The sequence below is a fragment of the Pseudomonas sp. TH43 genome (assembly GCF_016650635.1).
In the GTDB taxonomy this organism is placed as follows: domain Bacteria; phylum Pseudomonadota; class Gammaproteobacteria; order Pseudomonadales; family Pseudomonadaceae; genus Aquipseudomonas.
Map to the genome: position 1 here is coordinate 153,354 of NZ_JAEKFI010000003.1, position 15,210 is coordinate 168,563.

A 15,210-nucleotide genomic window follows, 5' to 3' on the forward strand; every position below is an offset into this window, starting at 1 on the left:
GCAGGCTCGCTCCCACACGGGATTTGCGACATACAGGGATCTTTGTGGGAGCGAGCCTGCTCGCGAAGGGGCCGGCAAAATCAATGCAACACCGGCATCGAGTGAACTCTCACGCCTGGCAATCGGTCAGCTAGTTAAGCCCTCAACCCAGGCGCCTCAGCTATGCACATTTCCCTCGCCCGCCAGGTTGCACTGGTCACCGGCGCCAGTTCCGGCATCGGCCACGCGGTCGCCAAAGCGCTGGCTGCGGCTGGCGCCGCCGTGGTCATCAACTACAACCGCCAAGCCGAACCTGCCGAAGCACTGGCCCGACAGATCATTGCCGACGGTGGGCAAGCGCTGGCCATCGGTGCCGACGTGTCGAAGGAAGACGAAGTTGAGCGGCTGTTCGCCGAGACCCTCGACGCCTTCGGCTCACTGGACATTCTGATCGCCAATTCCGGCCTGCAAAAAGACGCGGCGGCTGTGGATATGTCGCTGGATGACTGGAATACGGTGATCGGCGTCAACCTCACCGGCCAGTTCCTCTGCGCTCGCTCTGCCCTACGAATTTTCAACCGCCAAGGCATTCGCGAAGGTGTGTCCCGCGCCGCCGGCAAAATCATCCACATGAGCTCGGTGCACCAGCGCATCCCGTGGGCCGGACACGTCAATTACGCAGCGTCCAAGGGCGGTGTCGATCAGTTGATGCAAACGCTCGCCCAGGAAGTCAGCCATCAGCGCATTCGCATCAATGGCATCGCGCCCGGGGCGATCCGCACGCCGATCAATGCCGCCGCCACCGAAGGCGCTGCGGGTGAAAAACTGCTTGATCTGATTCCTTACGGGCGCATCGGCGATGCTGAAGACGTCGCCAACGCTGTGGTCTTTCTCGCCTCGGATGCCGCCGATTACATCGTCGGCACCACCCTGTTCATCGACGGCGGCATGAGTCTTTATCCGGAGTTTCGCGGCAATGGCTGAGCATCATCAAGAACGACAGAGCCCGATTGACGCCCACGGCATCATCGGCGACATGCGCAGTGCCGCACTGGTCAACGACAAGGGCAGTGTGGATTTTTTCTGCTGGCCGGAGTTCGACAGCCCGTCGATTTTCTGTTCGCTGCTCGACACCCCCGACGCAGGGATTTTCCAGTTGGCGCCGGACTTGCCCGATGCCCGGCGCGAGCAGATTTACCTGCCGGACACCAATGTCCTGCAAACCCGCTGGCTGAGCGAATTCGCCGTCGTGGAAATCACCGACATGCTGCCGGTGAGTGACAGCGAAGATGACTTGCCACTGCTGATGCGCCGTGTGCGCGTGGTCAGCGGCGAGGCGACTTTCCATATGCGCTGCGCCGTACGCCACGACTATGCCCGTGCCGACACTAGCGCAGCGCTGGATAACAACGACGTATTGTTCAGCGCCAGCGAGCAACCGACGCTGCGCCTGGCCTCTGATCAGCCCTTGCAGATCGATGCTGCCGCGGCGGTCGCGCGGTTCACGCTCAAGCAGGATCAGACGGCAGCCTTCATGCTAGGTGCCACGGACGACCCACGGTTTGCCGAGGGTGCCGGCGAGTTCTGCATGGAGCGCACGCTGAAGTTCTGGCGCGACTGGATCGGCCAGTCGATTTACCGCGGACGCTGGCGGGAAATGGTCAACCGCTCGGCCCTCGCACTCAAGCTGCTGACCTCACGCAAGCACGGTGCAATCCTCGCCGCCGCGACCTTTGGCCTGCCGGAAACTCCCGGCGGTGAACGCAACTGGGATTACCGCTACACCTGGATCCGCGACGCCTCCTTCACCGTTTACGCCTTCATGCGCCTGGGCTTCGTCGGCGAAGCCAACGCCTACATGAACTGGCTGCGCGGACGGGTCAGCGATTGCCATGGCCAGCCGATGAAACTCAACATTTTGTATGCCATCGACGGTCGCCAGGAATTGCCGGAAACCGAGCTTGAACATTTGTCCGGCCACGGTGGCGCGAAACCGGTGCGCATCGGCAATGGCGCGTATGACCAGATCCAGCTCGACATCTTTGGCGAACTGATGGACGCGGTGTATCTGGTCAACAAGTACGGCGATGCGATTTCCCATGAAGGCTGGAAACATGTGTGTGAAGTGGTCAACCAGGTCTGTGAGACGTGGCAGACGACTGACGTAGGCATTTGGGAAATGCGCGGTGAGCAACATCACTTTCTGCACTCGCGGCTGATGTGCTGGGTGGCGCTGGACCGGGCGATTCGTTTGGCTTCGAAACGCTCGTTGCCGGCACCGTTCGCGCAATGGGATCAGACCCGTCAGGCGATCTACGCCGATATATGGGACAACTTCTGGGACGAAGAGCGCGGGCATTTCGTGCAGTACAAGGGCGGTACGGCCCTCGACGGTTCGATGCTGCTGATGCCGCTGGTGCGTTTCGTCAGCGCCAAGGATCCGCGCTGGCTCTCGACCCTTGAGGCCATCGAGAAACATCTGGTACGCGACGGCATGGTTTACCGCTATCGCAACGATGACGCCAACATCGACGGTTTGACCGGCACCGAAGGCGCGTTCGCCGCGTGTTCCTTCTGGTACGTCGAATGCCTGGCCCGCGCCGGCCAGGTGGAAAAGGCTCATCTGGAGTTTGAGCAATTACTGCGCTATGCCAATCCGCTGGGGCTGTATGCCGAAGAGTTCGACAGCCATGGCCGGCATCTGGGCAATACCCCGCAGGCACTGACCCATCTGGCGTTGATCAGTGCGGCGAGTTTTCTCGATCGACGGTTGAGTGGGGAAAAGAGTGAGTGGCAGCCGTAATCTTCGCCGCAGGCTGTAGGAAATACCCCACAAAACGATGATTTTGTAGGATCCCTGCGGCGAGGAGATTTATCCCCGATGGGCTGCGAAGCAGCCCCCAACCCTATGCCCCCATTCCTGCAGAAATACCGTATTTGCTGACTTTGCGACTGCTGCGCAGCCGGTCGGGGATAAATCCCCTCACCAAAATTGCGCAGCCCAGCCACTACATTTTCTAAACACCCCCGACCCAATCCCTCCCTCGTAACTCACACTTACACCCGGAAATACCTTGTTGCCACCTGTTACATCCGCCCCTACCATCCACCGCAACGGGCACAGCGGAGCTGTCCAACAAAACCCGAATTCAAGGAAGCAGAATGACCCAGCACGTCCAGCGCAGCATCGACTCGCCCCTTCGCACAGGCCTGAGCCGCACCCAGCTCTGGGAAGCCGCCGACAAAGGCCTGATCAAATGCTGGGAAATCGGTCGTCAGCGCGCCATCCGTTTCCCCGACATTGCCCAAAAGTGCCTCGCCGGCGAATTGCCCGTCCTCGGCTGGAAAGGTGGAGTAAGTCGCAGCCTGAAGAAAAACGAAAAATACGGCTCGCTGAAATACCTCGCCCAATGGCAGGGCCTGCGTGGGGAAAATCTGGATATTGATTTGAGTGAGGAACGCTCGCTGACCTGTTCGCGGACGAGGATGCTGGTGACATATACGCCATCGGACCAAGTATTTCAATCAGGTGGCGGAAGCTGAGGCTTAAGGAGTAGCACCGATGGTCGATCTGCATCAGGAATTTCAAAACAGCGCTTTCTTTCATCAGGCCAGGATCGACCGGCGTTCAGCCGACGCACTGGTGGGTATTGCCGCAGGACTTGCCGCCGACGGCAAGATCCACCAACAGGAAGCCGAGTTTCTAAAGACATGGATCGAAACCCATTTGGTGCACTTGGAAGATCCGGTTGTAAACATCCTTTATAAACGACTCGCCGACATGCTCAGCGACGGCGTTCTGGACGCTGATGAATCTATGGAGTTGCTGGAAATGCTCCATCAGTTCAGCGGATTACCGGTCGGCATCGCACAAGCCCATACAGCGTCTGCCAGTCTTCCTCTCGACCACCCGGCCCCGGAGTTATGTCTGGTTGATCGGGTGTTCCTCTTTACAGGCGTCATGGCCTATGGTCCACGAAAGGAATGTGAATCGCAGATTATCGAACGTGGTGGACTTATTGGCGGATCAGTCAGCAAAAAAATTCACTATCTGGTGGTCGGTAGTATTGGCAATGATCAATGGCTTCACAGCACTTATGGCACCAAGATCAAAAAAGCCGTAGAACTGAGAGACAGCGGCGTGCCGATTGCGATCATCAGCGAAGATCACTGGCAGAAGGTGCTGTTCGGATAACAGGAGCATGAGATGACCGATGGTGCGATTCTTTTCAGCAAAACTCCAAGTCTGACCATTGCCTACGAATACCATGGCCCGGACACAGGCACACCGGTCATCCTGCTCCACGGCTTCCCCTATTCACCCCGTGGCTACGACGAAATCGCCCCAGCCCTTGCTGCCGAGGGTTATCAGGTGATCGTCCCGTATCTGCGCGGTTACGGGCCAACCCGCTTCAACCTTCCCGAAACATTGCGCTCAGGCCAGCAAGCCGCCCTCGCTCAAGACCTGCTGGATCTGATGGGTGCGCTGGGCATCGCGCAAGCCACGCTGTGCGGTTATGACTGGGGCGGTCGTGCGGCATGTATTGTCGCGGCGCTGTTTCCCGAGCGCGTGCAAGGTCTGGTCACTGGCGATGGCTACAACGTGCAGGACATTGCCAATTCCAACCGGCCGCTGGATCCCGAGACCGAGCATCGGCTCTGGTATCAGTACTATTTTCATACCCCGCGTGGCGTGGAAGGCCTGACTCAGCATCGCCGTAGTTTCTGTGAGTTGCTCTGGAAGCTATGGTCACCGACCTGGAGCCGTAACGCCGAGCGTTATCCACTGACTGCCCCGACCTTCGATAACCCGGACTTCGTCGACGTGGTGATTCACTCCTATCGCCATCGCTTCATGTACGCCCCGGGCGAGCCGGCACTGCAATGGATGGAAGACGCGTTGATCCGGCAACCGCCGATTAGCGTGCCAACTATTTCATTGTGCGGTGCCGACGACGGTGTCGGCCCGGCGCCGGAAGAAGATGAAGACATTGCGCACTTCACCGGCCCGTACGAACGGCGAGTGCTGGCCGGTGTCGGCCACAACATTCCCGAAGAAGCACCGCAGGAAACGCTCAAGGCATTGCTGGATCTGTTGCGGCGCTGACCGAAAACCGCTCCCGGTAAGCCTGTGGCGTCACGCCAATGGCCCGCAGGAAACTGCGGCGCAAGGTTTCTTCGCTGCCAAACCCACAATTGGCCGCGACCCGTTTGACCGGCAGGCCGGTGTCGCTCAACAGACGGCGGGCGGTTTCGACGCGGATCAACTCGATCGCCCGCGCCGGGGTCTGGCCGGTGTCGGCGCGGTAGTGGCGGACGAAACTGCGTTCGCTCATGCCGGCCTGTTCAGCCAGGGTCGCAATGCCGAGGTCGCGGGTGAGGTTCTCGGCGATCCAGGCGTGCAGATCATCGAAGCGGTTGCCTTGTTTTTGCAATGACAGGGTCACGCTGAACTGCGACTGCCCGCCCGGACGCTTGAGGAACACCACCAGTTGCCGGGCGACGTCCAGTGCCATGTCGCGACCCAGATCGTCTTCAACCATGGCCAGCGCCAGGTCGATACCCGCAGTGACACCCGCCGACGTCCACACTGGGCCGTCATTGATGAAGATCGGATTCGGTTCGACACGCAGCTTCGGATGCTGTTGCGCCAGTTGCTCGCAGCGCGTCCAGTGGGTGACGACCCGACGACCGTCGAGCCAACCGCTGGCCGCCAGCAAGAAAGCACCGGTGCAGACTGACGCCACACGTCGACATTTGGTCGCATGCTCGCGCACCCAGTCCACCAGCGCCGGGTCTTCAGCGGCGGCGTAAACGCCCCAGCCGCCAGAGATGATCAGCGTATCGCTGGCCTCCTGCGGCAAGGGCTCGGCGAGCAATGCCAAACCTGCCGAAGAAGTCACCGCCCCGCCGCCGCTGGCGATCACCGTCGGCGCGTAAGGCGCAGGCAAGCCTTGCTGACGGGCAATGTCGTTGGCCGAGGAGAACACCTGCAACGGGCCGGTGACATCCAGCAGTTGCAGATTGGCGAACGCGAGGACGTGGATGGTTTTTGGCATTTGGCGTAATTCGTGGGGTTATTGGCGTATGCGCCAAACGCTACGCGCCTACAGTGATGCCGTCCACCCCTCTCAATGGAGAAAAAAACCATGACGTTGCAGATCGGCTTTCTGTTGTTTCCACAGGTTCAGCAACTTGACCTGACCGGCCCTTACGACGTGCTCGCCTCACTGCCGGACGTGCAGGTGCATTTGATCTGGAAGGATCTGATGCCGGTCACCGCCAGCACTGGCCTGCTGCTGAAACCGACCACCACGTTCGAGGACTGCCCCGATCTGGATGTGATCTGTGTGCCTGGCGGTGGTGGCGTCGGGCCGTTGATGGAGGATGAACAGACGCTGGATTTCATCAAACGTCAGGCTGCGCAAGCGCGTTACGTGACCTCAGTGTGCACCGGATCGCTGGTGCTCGGTGCGGCGGGCCTGTTGCAAGGCAAGCGAGCGACCACACATTGGGCGTATCACGATCTGTTGCCGACGCTGGGCGCGATTGCGGTAAAGGATCGTGTGGTGCGTGACGGCAATCTGTTTACCGGTGGAGGGATTACGGCGGGGATCGATTTTGCTTTGGTGTTGGCGGCTGAGTTGGTGGATGGCGACGCGGCGCAATTGATCCAGTTGCAATTGGAATATGCGCCGGCGCCACCGTTTGACTCGGGCAGCCCGGACACTGCGCCGAGCGCGATTGTCGATGAAGCGCGCTTGCGTGCTGCGCCGTCGCTGAAACTGCGCACGGAAATAACCGAACGTGCTGCCGCGAAACTCAACCTGCGCTAAACACCCGGCCAAATATAAATCCCATGTGGGAGCGAGCCTGCTCGCGAAGACGGCGGATCAGTCAACATTAATGTTGTCTGACCCACCGCTTTCGCGAGCAGGCTCGCTCCCACAATGGGTTTCGTGTGTGGTTTCGGGTTTGTGTGCCGTCCCCACTTCCCGCCGCAGCTTCACTTGTCCCCACGCCTTCACCCGTGTAGAAAGCCCTTCCACAATTTTGCACAGGGATTTTCAATGAAGGCGTTGCCATGGCTCTATCTGGCACTTCTCAGCCTCGGCTACGGCTTGGCGCTGAGCTACGGCCAACTCGGCTGGCTGGCACTGATCTCCATTGGGCTGCTGGCGTTCGCCGGTTTCGCCGTGCATCTGCAAAAAGTCCCGGTCGCGCGGTTTCTCGGTCATGGCCTGTTTATCGTTCTCGCGGTGGCGTTGGCTCTGCATTGGTTACCGGGCTTTTTCAATGGTCGGGCAATTGACCCGCAGCGCTTCACCGACAACGCCGTGCCGTTCGCGATGTACCTGAACCTGGACAAACCGCTGATTGGCTTCTGGCTGTTGCTGGTCTGTCCGTGGATTGTCATGCGGCGCTCGTTGCGACTGACCGTGTACGCCACCGCCCTCGCCCTGACCTTGAGCGTGATTCTGGCCCTCGGTGGCGCGATGTTGCTGGGGGTGATCGAGTGGGCGCCGAAGTGGCCGGATCAGGCCTGGCTGTGGGTGCTGAACAACCTGCTGCTGGTGACACTGGTCGAGGAAGCACTGTTTCGCGGCTATATACAGGGCGGCCTGATGCGACGCTTCAAGCACCTGCCCTACGGCGACAACCTGGCGCTGTTGCTGGCCTCATCGCTGTTCGCATTGGTGCACGCGGGTGCAGGCTGGACCTGGGTGTTGCTGGCGGGGCTGGCGGGGGTCAGCTATGGTCTGGCCTACCGTTTTGGCGGACTGGGTGCGGCGATCGCCACGCATTTCGGGCTCAATCTGCTGCACTTCGGCCTGTTCACTTATCCGATGCTCGCGGGCTGAAGCAATGACCGTTTTGCGACGGCATTCTTAAATCTGAAAAAAAATTTCAATAAAAAGCTGACACCGCCGACAACCTTTCAAAGCCTTGCGGATTGAAAAACCATGCGTAATAACCAGCCCATCACACAACGCGAACGGACTTTCCCGGCTCAGCAACGGTTGATTTCCACAACCGACGCCAAGGGCGTGATCACCTACTGCAACGACGCTTTCGTTGAGATCAGCGGGTTTTCGCGAGAAGAACTGATCCGTGCGCCGCACAACCTGGTCCGTCACCCAGACGTTCCGGCTGCGGTGTTTTCGCACATGTGGGGCACATTGAAACAAGGCTTGCCATGGATGGGCATTGTCAAGAATCGCTGCAAGACCGGTGACCATTACTGGGTTAACGCCTATGTAACGCCGGTGTTCGAGGGCAATCAGGTGGTCGGTTACGAGTCGGTGCGGATCAAACCCACCGCCGAACAGATCCGCCGTGCCGAAGCGCTCTACCAACGCATCAACCAGGGCAAGTCAGCGATCCCTTCCAGCGACAAATGGCTGCCGGTGCTACAGGACTGGCTGCCGTTCATTCTGGTCAGCCAACTGAGCTTCGTGATCGGCGCGACGTTGAACTCGCATTGGGGCTTTGCTCTGGCGGCAGGTCTTTCGGTGCCGCTGGGCCTGATGGGTCTGCAGTGGCAACAACGCGGGCTCAAGCGCCTGCTGCGTCTGGCCGAACAGACCACCTCCGACCCGCTGATCGCGCAGATGTACACCGACAGCCGTGGCGCCCAGGCGCGTCTGGAGATGTCGATCCTCAGCCAGGAAGCCCGCCTGAAAACCTGCCTGACGCGTCTGCAGGACACCGCCGAACACCTGACCGATCAGGCCAAGCAGTCCGACTCGCTGGCGCACAACAGCTCCATCGGCCTGGAACGTCAACGCGTGGAAACCGAACAAGTCGCCACCGCCGTCAACCAGATGGCCGCAACGACGCAGGAAGTGGCGAGCCACGTACAGCGCACCGCTGACGCGACTCAGGAAGCCAATCGCCTGACCGGTCGCGGTCGTGACATCGCAGGCGAAACCCGCGAAGCCATTCAGCGTCTGTCCGTAGTCGTCGGTGAAACCGGTCTGACCGTGACGCAACTGGCCAAGGACAGCGACGAAATCGGCGGCGTGGTCGACGTGATCAAAGGCATCGCCGACCAGACCAACCTGCTCGCGCTCAACGCCGCCATCGAAGCGGCCCGTGCCGGCGAGATGGGTCGCGGTTTTGCCGTGGTGGCTGATGAAGTTCGTCAACTGGCGCAACGCACCAGCGAATCGACCGGGCAGATTCACGCCCTGATCGCCAAGTTGCAGCAAACCGCTTCGAGCGCCGTGCAAACCATGGAAGCCGGGCATCGTCAGGCGGAAGAAGGTGTAGCGCGAGTCTTGGAAGCGGATCAGGCATTGGTCGGCATCAGTGAAGCGGTGGCCAACATCACCGACATGACCACGCAGATCGCCGCAGCCACCGAAGAGCAAAGTGCGGTGGCTGAAGAGATCAGCCGCAACATCAGCAACATTTCGGAGTTGGCGGATCAGACGTCGGAACAGGCGCAAAACTCAGCGTTGCTGAGTGAAGAGCTGACGAAGACGGCGAATACGCAGTACTCGTTGGTGGAGCGGTTTAACCGCTGATTAAACTGGGCGATAACAAAAAACCCGGAGGGCGAGAGCTTTCCGGGTTTTTTGTTGTGTCAGTGAACACTTCCCCCTCACCCCAGCCCTCTCCCCCAAGGGGGCTAGGGAAAAGGGAGCCGATCTCTGTGCATTTCAGAATTTGAGTTCGACTCGGTATCTCAAGTCGGCGTACCTCGCACATGCACCTCGGTCAGTCCCCTCTACTTCTGGGAGAGGGTTAGGGCAAGGGCTGGCGCCGTAACTACTGAGGCAACTTCCGCTTATCCAGCAGGCGATTGACCAATAGTTCGTTGAGCATGATCACCTGTTGCAGCGCCAGCAGCGGTTTGCGCTCCGGGCCACCGATTGAATTGGCGATGTTGCCGGCCATGGCATGGGCGAACGACAGTGACTCACTGGCTTCGACGAGTAGGGTTTCGTCATCCAGCGTGGGGTCGACGAGATAGACGGGGCGAAATTTTGGCGAACTTGGTGGAGCCGCCAGGGCTTCGGGGCTGAGGTAGTAGTCGAGGGCGCGATCGGTCGCTTCTTTGACCTTCTGTGAGTCGAGCGCGGGGTCGTGGGGAATTGGATCGGTGCTGGGTGGGTTGGGCGTAATTTTGAACATAGATAAAGCTCCAATTTGAACAATAGGAGCCATCACCCTCGCTACCAAACGGCGGGTGGCGGCCATGCGCAGGTTGGTAGACCGGTCAAATCGGGAAACCCGGCGCTCACAGAGGAGCCCCACGCATGCCCACCATACAAAGCCATACCTCAAAAAAGAGACAGCATCGAAGGTGTCGCGACAACGACAATTTAAAGCGGGCTACCAAACCCGATCACTGATTTTCAGTGACAGGGAAACCATACCGCCCGCCTCATAGCCGTGTAAGCCGGCGGATTCTGGCGTACGCGTAGGTAACGGCGCAAGGTGTTGTAGGCCCTGTGGCGTAACGTGTTGTGTAACTTAAACGTGTTCGCTGGATTGCGTTTATGGGCAGAAAAGACGGGAAGTTGCTCTGTTTTTTTGATGTTGTTTGTCAGGCCGCCTTCGCGAGCAGGCTCGCTCCCACATTTGGACCGGGTTCATCAGTAAGAGACTGGTCGGCCGGTAGGCCGCCATCGCTGGCAGGTCAGCTCACACAGGGATTGCATGCGGTCTGTAAGACATTGATCGGCTGGCAAGCCGCCTTCGCGAGCAAGCTCTGCTCCTACGAAGAGCGAGATCAGAAGATCGCAGCCTGCGGCAACTCCTACATGAAACTCGCGGCGCAGCCGCACCACTCGCAGGATGAGCGTTAGCTCGGCTGCAGCTCTTGATCTTGATCCACGGGCGACGTCGGAAGGCTGAGTGGAGGGATTGATCCGGGGGTGGGAGCGCAGCGACCGTTTGGCGCAGCCAAACACATCGAGAGGAGGTGCAGCGCAGCAAACCGTAGGCGATGCCCCCCGGATCGATCCAGCAGCGAAGGAACCCCGAGCCCCAGCGAGCGGGCCGCACGTAGGAGCAAGCGTTTTTTTGCTTACTTTTTTTAGGCGTTTGTAAAAAAAGTGAGTCGCCGTCAGGGCGAAACCCTAAGTGGCCGGTGCCGCAGCAATGGATATGCACACAGATCGAAAAGTGTGCAACGTTCAAGATCTACCCCCTCACCCCAGCCCTCTCCCCCAATGGGGGCGAGGGGAAAGGGAGCCGATCTTTATGCAGTTCGGGATCTCGATTAACCCTTGAGAAACTCGGCTACTTTCTGCGCGGCGCTAACCAAATGCTGTTCATGGGTAAACCCGGAAACCTTGAGCGGTTTCAAATCATGATCCCCGGCCACCAGCCAATACACCTTGATACTCGGCGATAACGCATACGCCTCGACAGCATCACGGTTGCCAAGCGCATCCCGCTCCCCCTGCACAATCAAAGTCCGTGTATTCAACCCCGCCAAATGCTCAACCCGCGGCTTCTCGGGTTTCCCAACCGCATAAAACGGATACCCGAGACAAACAAGCGCATCGGCGCCCAATTCGTCAGCCAAAAGACTCGCCATCCGCCCACCCATGGACTTACCACCAATGGCCAAAACCCCAGTGACATGACGTCGCACCAAGCCATACACCTCACGCCAGCACTCAAGCAGTTTCGGCGCCGGGTTCGGCGGACGTTTACCGCCATCAACACGACGTTGGGCCATGTAAGGAAACTCAAACCGCAACACGTTCACCCCAAGCCCGGCAAGGCGCCCAGCCATATCGTTCATCCAGTCGCTATCCATCGGCGCACCAGCACCGTGGGCGAGGATCAACGTCGCCGAAGCCTCACCACTGGCGGCGTTCCAGAGCCACCCATGATCACGCACGCACTGCGCCCATTGATCCCCGTCAATACTGGCCTTGTGCTGTTTGTCCATGCTTGCCTCGCTTTTAGTCTGCCTATAACTCCAGACGAAGGATTCGCCGCGTGTTGTGCGCGCGCTCACTTCGGCTGAACCGTGGATGGGGAACCATGAACACTTCTATCAGTACCGCCTACAACTACAAGGTGGTCCGCCAATTCGCCATTATGACGGTGGTGTGGGGCATCGTCGGCATGGGGCTCGGGGTTTTTCTCGCGGCCCAATTGGTCTGGCCCGAACTCAACTTCAATTTGCCGTGGACCAGCTTCGGCCGCCTGCGCCCGCTGCACACCAACGCGGTGATCTTCGCGTTCGGCGGCTGCGCCCTGTTCGCCAGTTCCTTTTACTCGGTACAGCGCACCTGCCAGACCCAATTGTTTGCGCCGAAAATCGCCGCGTTCTGCTTCTGGGGCTGGCAACTGGTGATCCTGCTGGCGGCAATCAGCCTGCCACTGGGTTACACCAGCTCCAAGGAATACGCCGAGCTGGAATGGCCGATCGATATCCTGATCACCATCGTCTGGGTCGCCTACGCGATCGTGTTCTTCGGCACGATCATGCAGCGCAAGACCAAGCACATTTATGTGGGCAACTGGTTCTTCGGCGCGTTCATCATCACCGTGGCGATTTTGCACATCGTCAACAACCTTGAGTTGCCGGTGAGTTTCACCAAGTCCTACTCGGTGTACGCCGGTGCAACCGACGCGATGGTGCAGTGGTGGTACGGCCACAACGCCGTAGGCTTTTTTCTCACCGCCGGTTTCCTCGGGATGATGTACTACTTCGTGCCGAAACAGGCCGAGCGTCCGGTGTATTCGTATCGCCTGTCGATCGTGCACTTCTGGGCACTGATCACGCTGTACATCTGGGCCGGCCCGCACCACTTGCACTACACCGCGCTGCCGGACTGGGCGCAGTCGTTGGGTATGGTGATGTCGCTGGTACTGCTGGCACCGAGCTGGGGCGGCATGATCAACGGCATGATGACCCTCTCGGGCGCCTGGCATAAGTTGCGCAGCGACCCGATCCTGCGCTTCCTCGTGGTCTCGCTGGCGTTCTACGGCATGTCGACCTTTGAAGGTCCGATGATGGCGATCAAGACGGTCAACGCCCTCTCCCACTACACCGACTGGACCATCGGCCACGTTCACGCCGGCGCGCTCGGCTGGGTGGCGATGATTTCCATCGGCGCGCTGTATCACATGATCCCGAAAATCTTCGGCAAAGCGCAGATGCACAGCGTCGGCTTGATCAACGCGCATTTCTGGCTCGCGACCATCGGCACCGTGCTCTACATCGCCTCGATGTGGGTCAACGGCATCGCCCAGGGCCTGATGTGGCGCGCCGTGAACGAGGACGGCACGCTGACCTACTCCTTCGTCGAAACCCTGGTGGCCAGCCATCCTGGTTTTGTCGTGCGGCTGATTGGTGGGGCGATCTTCCTCAGCGGCATGTTCCTGATGGCTTACAACACCTGGCGCACCGTGCGGGCCTCGCAGCCTGCTGACGTCGTCGCTGCCGCGCAGATGGCCTGAGGAGTCCGCCATGAAACACGAAACGATTGAAAAGAACGTCGGCCTGTTGATGTTGCTCATGGTGTTTGCCGTGAGCATCGGCGGCCTGACCCAGATCGTCCCGCTGTTCTTCCAGGACGTCACCAACAAACCGGTGGAAGGCATGAAGCCCTACACCGCGCTGCAATTGGAAGGCCGCGACATCTACATTCGCGAAGGCTGCGTCGGCTGCCACTCGCAGATGATCCGCCCGTTTCGCGCCGAAACCGAACGTTACGGGCACTACTCGGTGGCCGGTGAAAGCGTCTGGGATCACCCGTTCCTGTGGGGCTCCAAGCGCACCGGTCCGGACCTGGCCCGGGTCGGCGCGCGTTACTCGGATGACTGGCACCGCGCGCACTTGTACAACCCGCGCAACGTCGTGCCTGAGTCGAAAATGCCGGCCTACCCATGGCTGGTCACGCAAGCGGTCGACAGCAGCCACACCGAAACCAAGCTCAAGACCATGCGCACCCTCGGCGTGCCTTACACCGACGACGACATCGCCGGCGCAGTGGCCAGCCTCAAGGGCAAGACCGAAATGGACGCCCTGGTCTCCTACCTGCAAGTGCTTGGCACTGCGATCAAGAGCAAGAGGTGAGCCATGGTCATTGAAATGAGTGCAGGCCTGATTCGCGGCCTCGGCACGGTCGTGGTGTTCGTCGCTTTCGTCGGTTTGACATTGTGGGTGTTCAACCGCAAGCGCACCCCGGAGTTCGCCGAAGCGCGATTGCTGCCATTCGCCGACGAACCGCTACCCGACACAACCCCAGCATCTGAACCAAGGAGTACCCGGCCATGACCACCTTCTGGAGTACGTGGATCTGCGTACTGACCATCGGCAGCCTGATCGGCCTGACCTGGCTGCTGGTCGGCACGCGTCGGGGCGAGACCAAGGGCAGCGTCGACCAGACCATGGGCCACAGCTTCGACGGCATCGAGGAGTACGACAACCCGCTGCCGCAGTGGTGGTTCATGCTGTTCGCCGGCACGCTGGTGTTTTCCGTGGGCTATCTGATCCTCTATCCGGGCCTGGGCAACTGGAAAGGCATCCTGCCCGGCTACGAGGACGGCTGGACCGGCGTCCACGAGTGGGAAAAGGAAATGAGCAAGGCTGACGCCAGGTTCGGACCGATCTTCGCCAAATTCGCCGCCATGCCGCTGGAAGAAGTGGCGAAGGATCCGCAGGCGCTGAAAATGGGTGGGCGTCTGTTCGCCTCCAACTGCTCGGTGTGCCACGGCTCGGATGCCAAAGGCGCGTTCGGTTTCCCTAACCTCGCCGACAGCGATTGGCGCTGGGGCGGCGACGCCGACACCATCAAGACCACCATCATGGGTGGACGGATGGCGGCGATGCCGGCCTGGGGCGAAGTGCTCGGTGAGGCCGGGGTGAAGAACGTCGCCGCTTACGTGCGTCACGAACTGGCCGGCCTGCCGCTGCCAGCGGACAGCAAGGCTGATCTGCAAGCGGGACAGCAGGCGTTCAGCACCACTTGCGTAGCCTGTCATGGGGCAACCGGCCACGGCACTGAAGCCATGGGTGCGCCGAATCTGACGCACCCGGCCGGATTTATCTATGGCACCAGCCTGACGCAGCTTGAGCAGACCATTCGCCATGGCCGTCAAGGCCACATGCCGGCACAGAACGAGCTGCTGGGCAACGATAAAGTGCAATTGCTGGCCGCATATGTGTACAGCCTGTCGCACGGATTGAATACAGAAAAGCTTATTACTGAAGACAACAAACAGTAATCACTGTGTACAACGCTGCCGCACCAT

General features: G+C 59.8%; 14 protein-coding genes and 1 pseudogene. 12 read left to right on the forward strand and 3 right to left on the reverse strand.

Features of this window, described 5'->3' with window-relative positions; translation table 11 throughout:
- The first annotated feature begins 162 nt into the window (after positions 1–162).
- The 5 genes and pseudogenes from JFT81_RS10205 (at position 163) to JFT81_RS10225 (ending at position 5,086) form a co-directional block, all read left to right on the forward strand.
- On the forward strand, positions 163–963 hold the full coding sequence (locus tag JFT81_RS10205) for a glucose 1-dehydrogenase (protein ID WP_201227217.1): 801 nt from the start codon (positions 163–165) through the stop codon (positions 961–963).
- Positions 956–2,782 carry a glycoside hydrolase family 15 protein gene (locus tag JFT81_RS10210; protein WP_201227218.1) on the forward strand — a complete coding sequence of 609 codons (1,827 nt, stop codon included), beginning with the start codon at positions 956–958 and terminating at the stop codon, positions 2,780–2,782. Before JFT81_RS10205 ends, JFT81_RS10210 begins: the two co-directional genes overlap by 8 nt.
- 359 nt (positions 2,783–3,141) lie before the next feature.
- Positions 3,142–3,529: pseudogene (locus JFT81_RS10215) on the forward strand (hypothetical protein).
- Between the two features lie 12 nt (positions 3,530–3,541).
- Positions 3,542–4,174, forward strand: a complete 633-nt coding sequence (locus JFT81_RS10220; protein ID WP_201227219.1) for a BRCT domain-containing protein — start codon at positions 3,542–3,544, stop codon at positions 4,172–4,174.
- 12 nt (positions 4,175–4,186) lie between these two features.
- Positions 4,187–5,086, forward strand: coding sequence for an alpha/beta hydrolase (locus tag JFT81_RS10225; protein ID WP_201227220.1), 900 nt, complete (start codon positions 4,187–4,189; stop codon positions 5,084–5,086).
- On the opposite strand, the gene JFT81_RS10230 is transcribed toward JFT81_RS10225, so the two are convergent.
- Complete coding sequence (locus JFT81_RS10230; RefSeq protein WP_201227221.1) at positions 5,055–6,038, reverse strand: GlxA family transcriptional regulator; 984 nt, start codon at positions 6,036–6,038, stop codon at positions 5,055–5,057. The genes JFT81_RS10225 and JFT81_RS10230 overlap by 32 nt on opposite strands.
- 90 nt (positions 6,039–6,128) lie before the next feature.
- On the opposite strand from JFT81_RS10230, the gene inhA reads away from it, so the two are divergent.
- The 3 genes from inhA (at position 6,129) to JFT81_RS10245 (ending at position 9,509) form a co-directional block, all read left to right on the forward strand.
- Positions 6,129–6,815: an isonitrile hydratase gene (gene inhA, locus JFT81_RS10235; RefSeq protein WP_201227222.1), complete on the forward strand. Its 687-nt coding sequence runs from the start codon at positions 6,129–6,131 to the stop codon at positions 6,813–6,815.
- A gap of 234 nt (positions 6,816–7,049) precedes the next feature.
- Positions 7,050–7,841 carry a CPBP family glutamic-type intramembrane protease gene (locus JFT81_RS10240; RefSeq protein WP_201227223.1) on the forward strand — a complete coding sequence of 264 codons (792 nt, stop codon included), beginning with the start codon at positions 7,050–7,052 and terminating at the stop codon, positions 7,839–7,841.
- Between the two features lie 102 nt (positions 7,842–7,943).
- Positions 7,944–9,509 carry a PAS domain-containing methyl-accepting chemotaxis protein gene (locus tag JFT81_RS10245; RefSeq protein WP_201227224.1) on the forward strand — a complete coding sequence of 522 codons (1,566 nt, stop codon included), beginning with the start codon at positions 7,944–7,946 and terminating at the stop codon, positions 9,507–9,509.
- 244 nt (positions 9,510–9,753) lie between these two features.
- On the opposite strand, the gene JFT81_RS10250 is transcribed toward JFT81_RS10245, so the two are convergent.
- Both JFT81_RS10250 and JFT81_RS10255 read right to left on the reverse strand, forming a co-directional pair.
- A complete protein-coding gene (locus JFT81_RS10250; RefSeq protein WP_201227225.1) occupies positions 9,754–10,119 on the reverse strand; it encodes a hypothetical protein in 366 nt (121 codons plus the stop codon).
- A gap of 1,093 nt (positions 10,120–11,212) precedes the next feature.
- A complete protein-coding gene (locus tag JFT81_RS10255; RefSeq protein ID WP_201227226.1) occupies positions 11,213–11,893 on the reverse strand; it encodes an alpha/beta family hydrolase in 681 nt (226 codons plus the stop codon).
- A 95-nt stretch (positions 11,894–11,988) separates the two neighbouring features.
- Here JFT81_RS10255 and ccoN point away from each other — a divergent pair, with 95 nt between their 5' ends.
- Genes ccoN through ccoP form a run of 4 tightly spaced genes read left to right on the forward strand, consistent with a single transcriptional unit; the run spans position 11,989 to position 15,183 of the window.
- Positions 11,989–13,413 (forward strand): cytochrome-c oxidase, cbb3-type subunit I, encoded by a 1,425-nt coding sequence (ccoN, locus tag JFT81_RS10260; protein WP_201227227.1) that lies wholly within the window; start codon positions 11,989–11,991, stop codon positions 13,411–13,413.
- A gap of 10 nt (positions 13,414–13,423) precedes the next feature.
- The gene (gene ccoO / locus JFT81_RS10265; protein ID WP_126361827.1) at positions 13,424–14,032 is read left to right on the forward strand and encodes a cytochrome-c oxidase, cbb3-type subunit II; all 609 of its coding nucleotides are present in this window, start codon (positions 13,424–13,426) and stop codon (positions 14,030–14,032) included.
- Between the two features lie 3 nt (positions 14,033–14,035).
- Complete coding sequence (locus JFT81_RS10270; RefSeq protein WP_103303919.1) at positions 14,036–14,233, forward strand: cbb3-type cytochrome c oxidase subunit 3; 198 nt, start codon at positions 14,036–14,038, stop codon at positions 14,231–14,233.
- Positions 14,230–15,183, forward strand: a complete 954-nt coding sequence (gene ccoP, locus JFT81_RS10275; RefSeq protein WP_201227228.1) for a cytochrome-c oxidase, cbb3-type subunit III — start codon at positions 14,230–14,232, stop codon at positions 15,181–15,183. Before JFT81_RS10270 ends, ccoP begins: the two co-directional genes overlap by 4 nt.
- Positions 15,184–15,210: the final 27 nt, after the last annotated feature.

What these genes read in the sequence shown, in the direction of transcription:
- JFT81_RS10210 (WP_201227218.1), top strand. Translation starts at nt 956, where the DNA reads ATGGCTGAGCATCATCAAGAACGACAGAGCCCGATTGACGCCCACGGC.
- JFT81_RS10225 (WP_201227220.1), top strand. Translation starts at nt 4,187, where the DNA reads ATGACCGATGGTGCGATTCTTTTCAGCAAAACTCCAAGTCTGACCATT.
- JFT81_RS10205 (WP_201227217.1), top strand. Translation starts at nt 163, where the DNA reads ATGCACATTTCCCTCGCCCGCCAGGTTGCACTGGTCACCGGCGCCAGT.
- JFT81_RS10250 (WP_201227225.1), bottom strand. Translation starts at nt 10,119, where the DNA reads ATGTTCAAAATTACGCCCAACCCACCCAGCACCGATCCAATTCCCCAC.
- JFT81_RS10245 (WP_201227224.1), top strand. Translation starts at nt 7,944, where the DNA reads ATGCGTAATAACCAGCCCATCACACAACGCGAACGGACTTTCCCGGCT.
- inhA (WP_201227222.1), top strand. Translation starts at nt 6,129, where the DNA reads ATGACGTTGCAGATCGGCTTTCTGTTGTTTCCACAGGTTCAGCAACTT.
- JFT81_RS10255 (WP_201227226.1), bottom strand. Translation starts at nt 11,893, where the DNA reads ATGGACAAACAGCACAAGGCCAGTATTGACGGGGATCAATGGGCGCAG.
- JFT81_RS10270 (WP_103303919.1), top strand. Translation starts at nt 14,036, where the DNA reads ATGGTCATTGAAATGAGTGCAGGCCTGATTCGCGGCCTCGGCACGGTC.
- ccoN (WP_201227227.1), top strand. Translation starts at nt 11,989, where the DNA reads ATGAACACTTCTATCAGTACCGCCTACAACTACAAGGTGGTCCGCCAA.
- JFT81_RS10240 (WP_201227223.1), top strand. Translation starts at nt 7,050, where the DNA reads ATGAAGGCGTTGCCATGGCTCTATCTGGCACTTCTCAGCCTCGGCTAC.
- ccoP (WP_201227228.1), top strand. Translation starts at nt 14,230, where the DNA reads ATGACCACCTTCTGGAGTACGTGGATCTGCGTACTGACCATCGGCAGC.
- JFT81_RS10230 (WP_201227221.1), bottom strand. Translation starts at nt 6,038, where the DNA reads ATGCCAAAAACCATCCACGTCCTCGCGTTCGCCAATCTGCAACTGCTG.
- ccoO (WP_126361827.1), top strand. Translation starts at nt 13,424, where the DNA reads ATGAAACACGAAACGATTGAAAAGAACGTCGGCCTGTTGATGTTGCTC.
- JFT81_RS10220 (WP_201227219.1), top strand. Translation starts at nt 3,542, where the DNA reads ATGGTCGATCTGCATCAGGAATTTCAAAACAGCGCTTTCTTTCATCAG.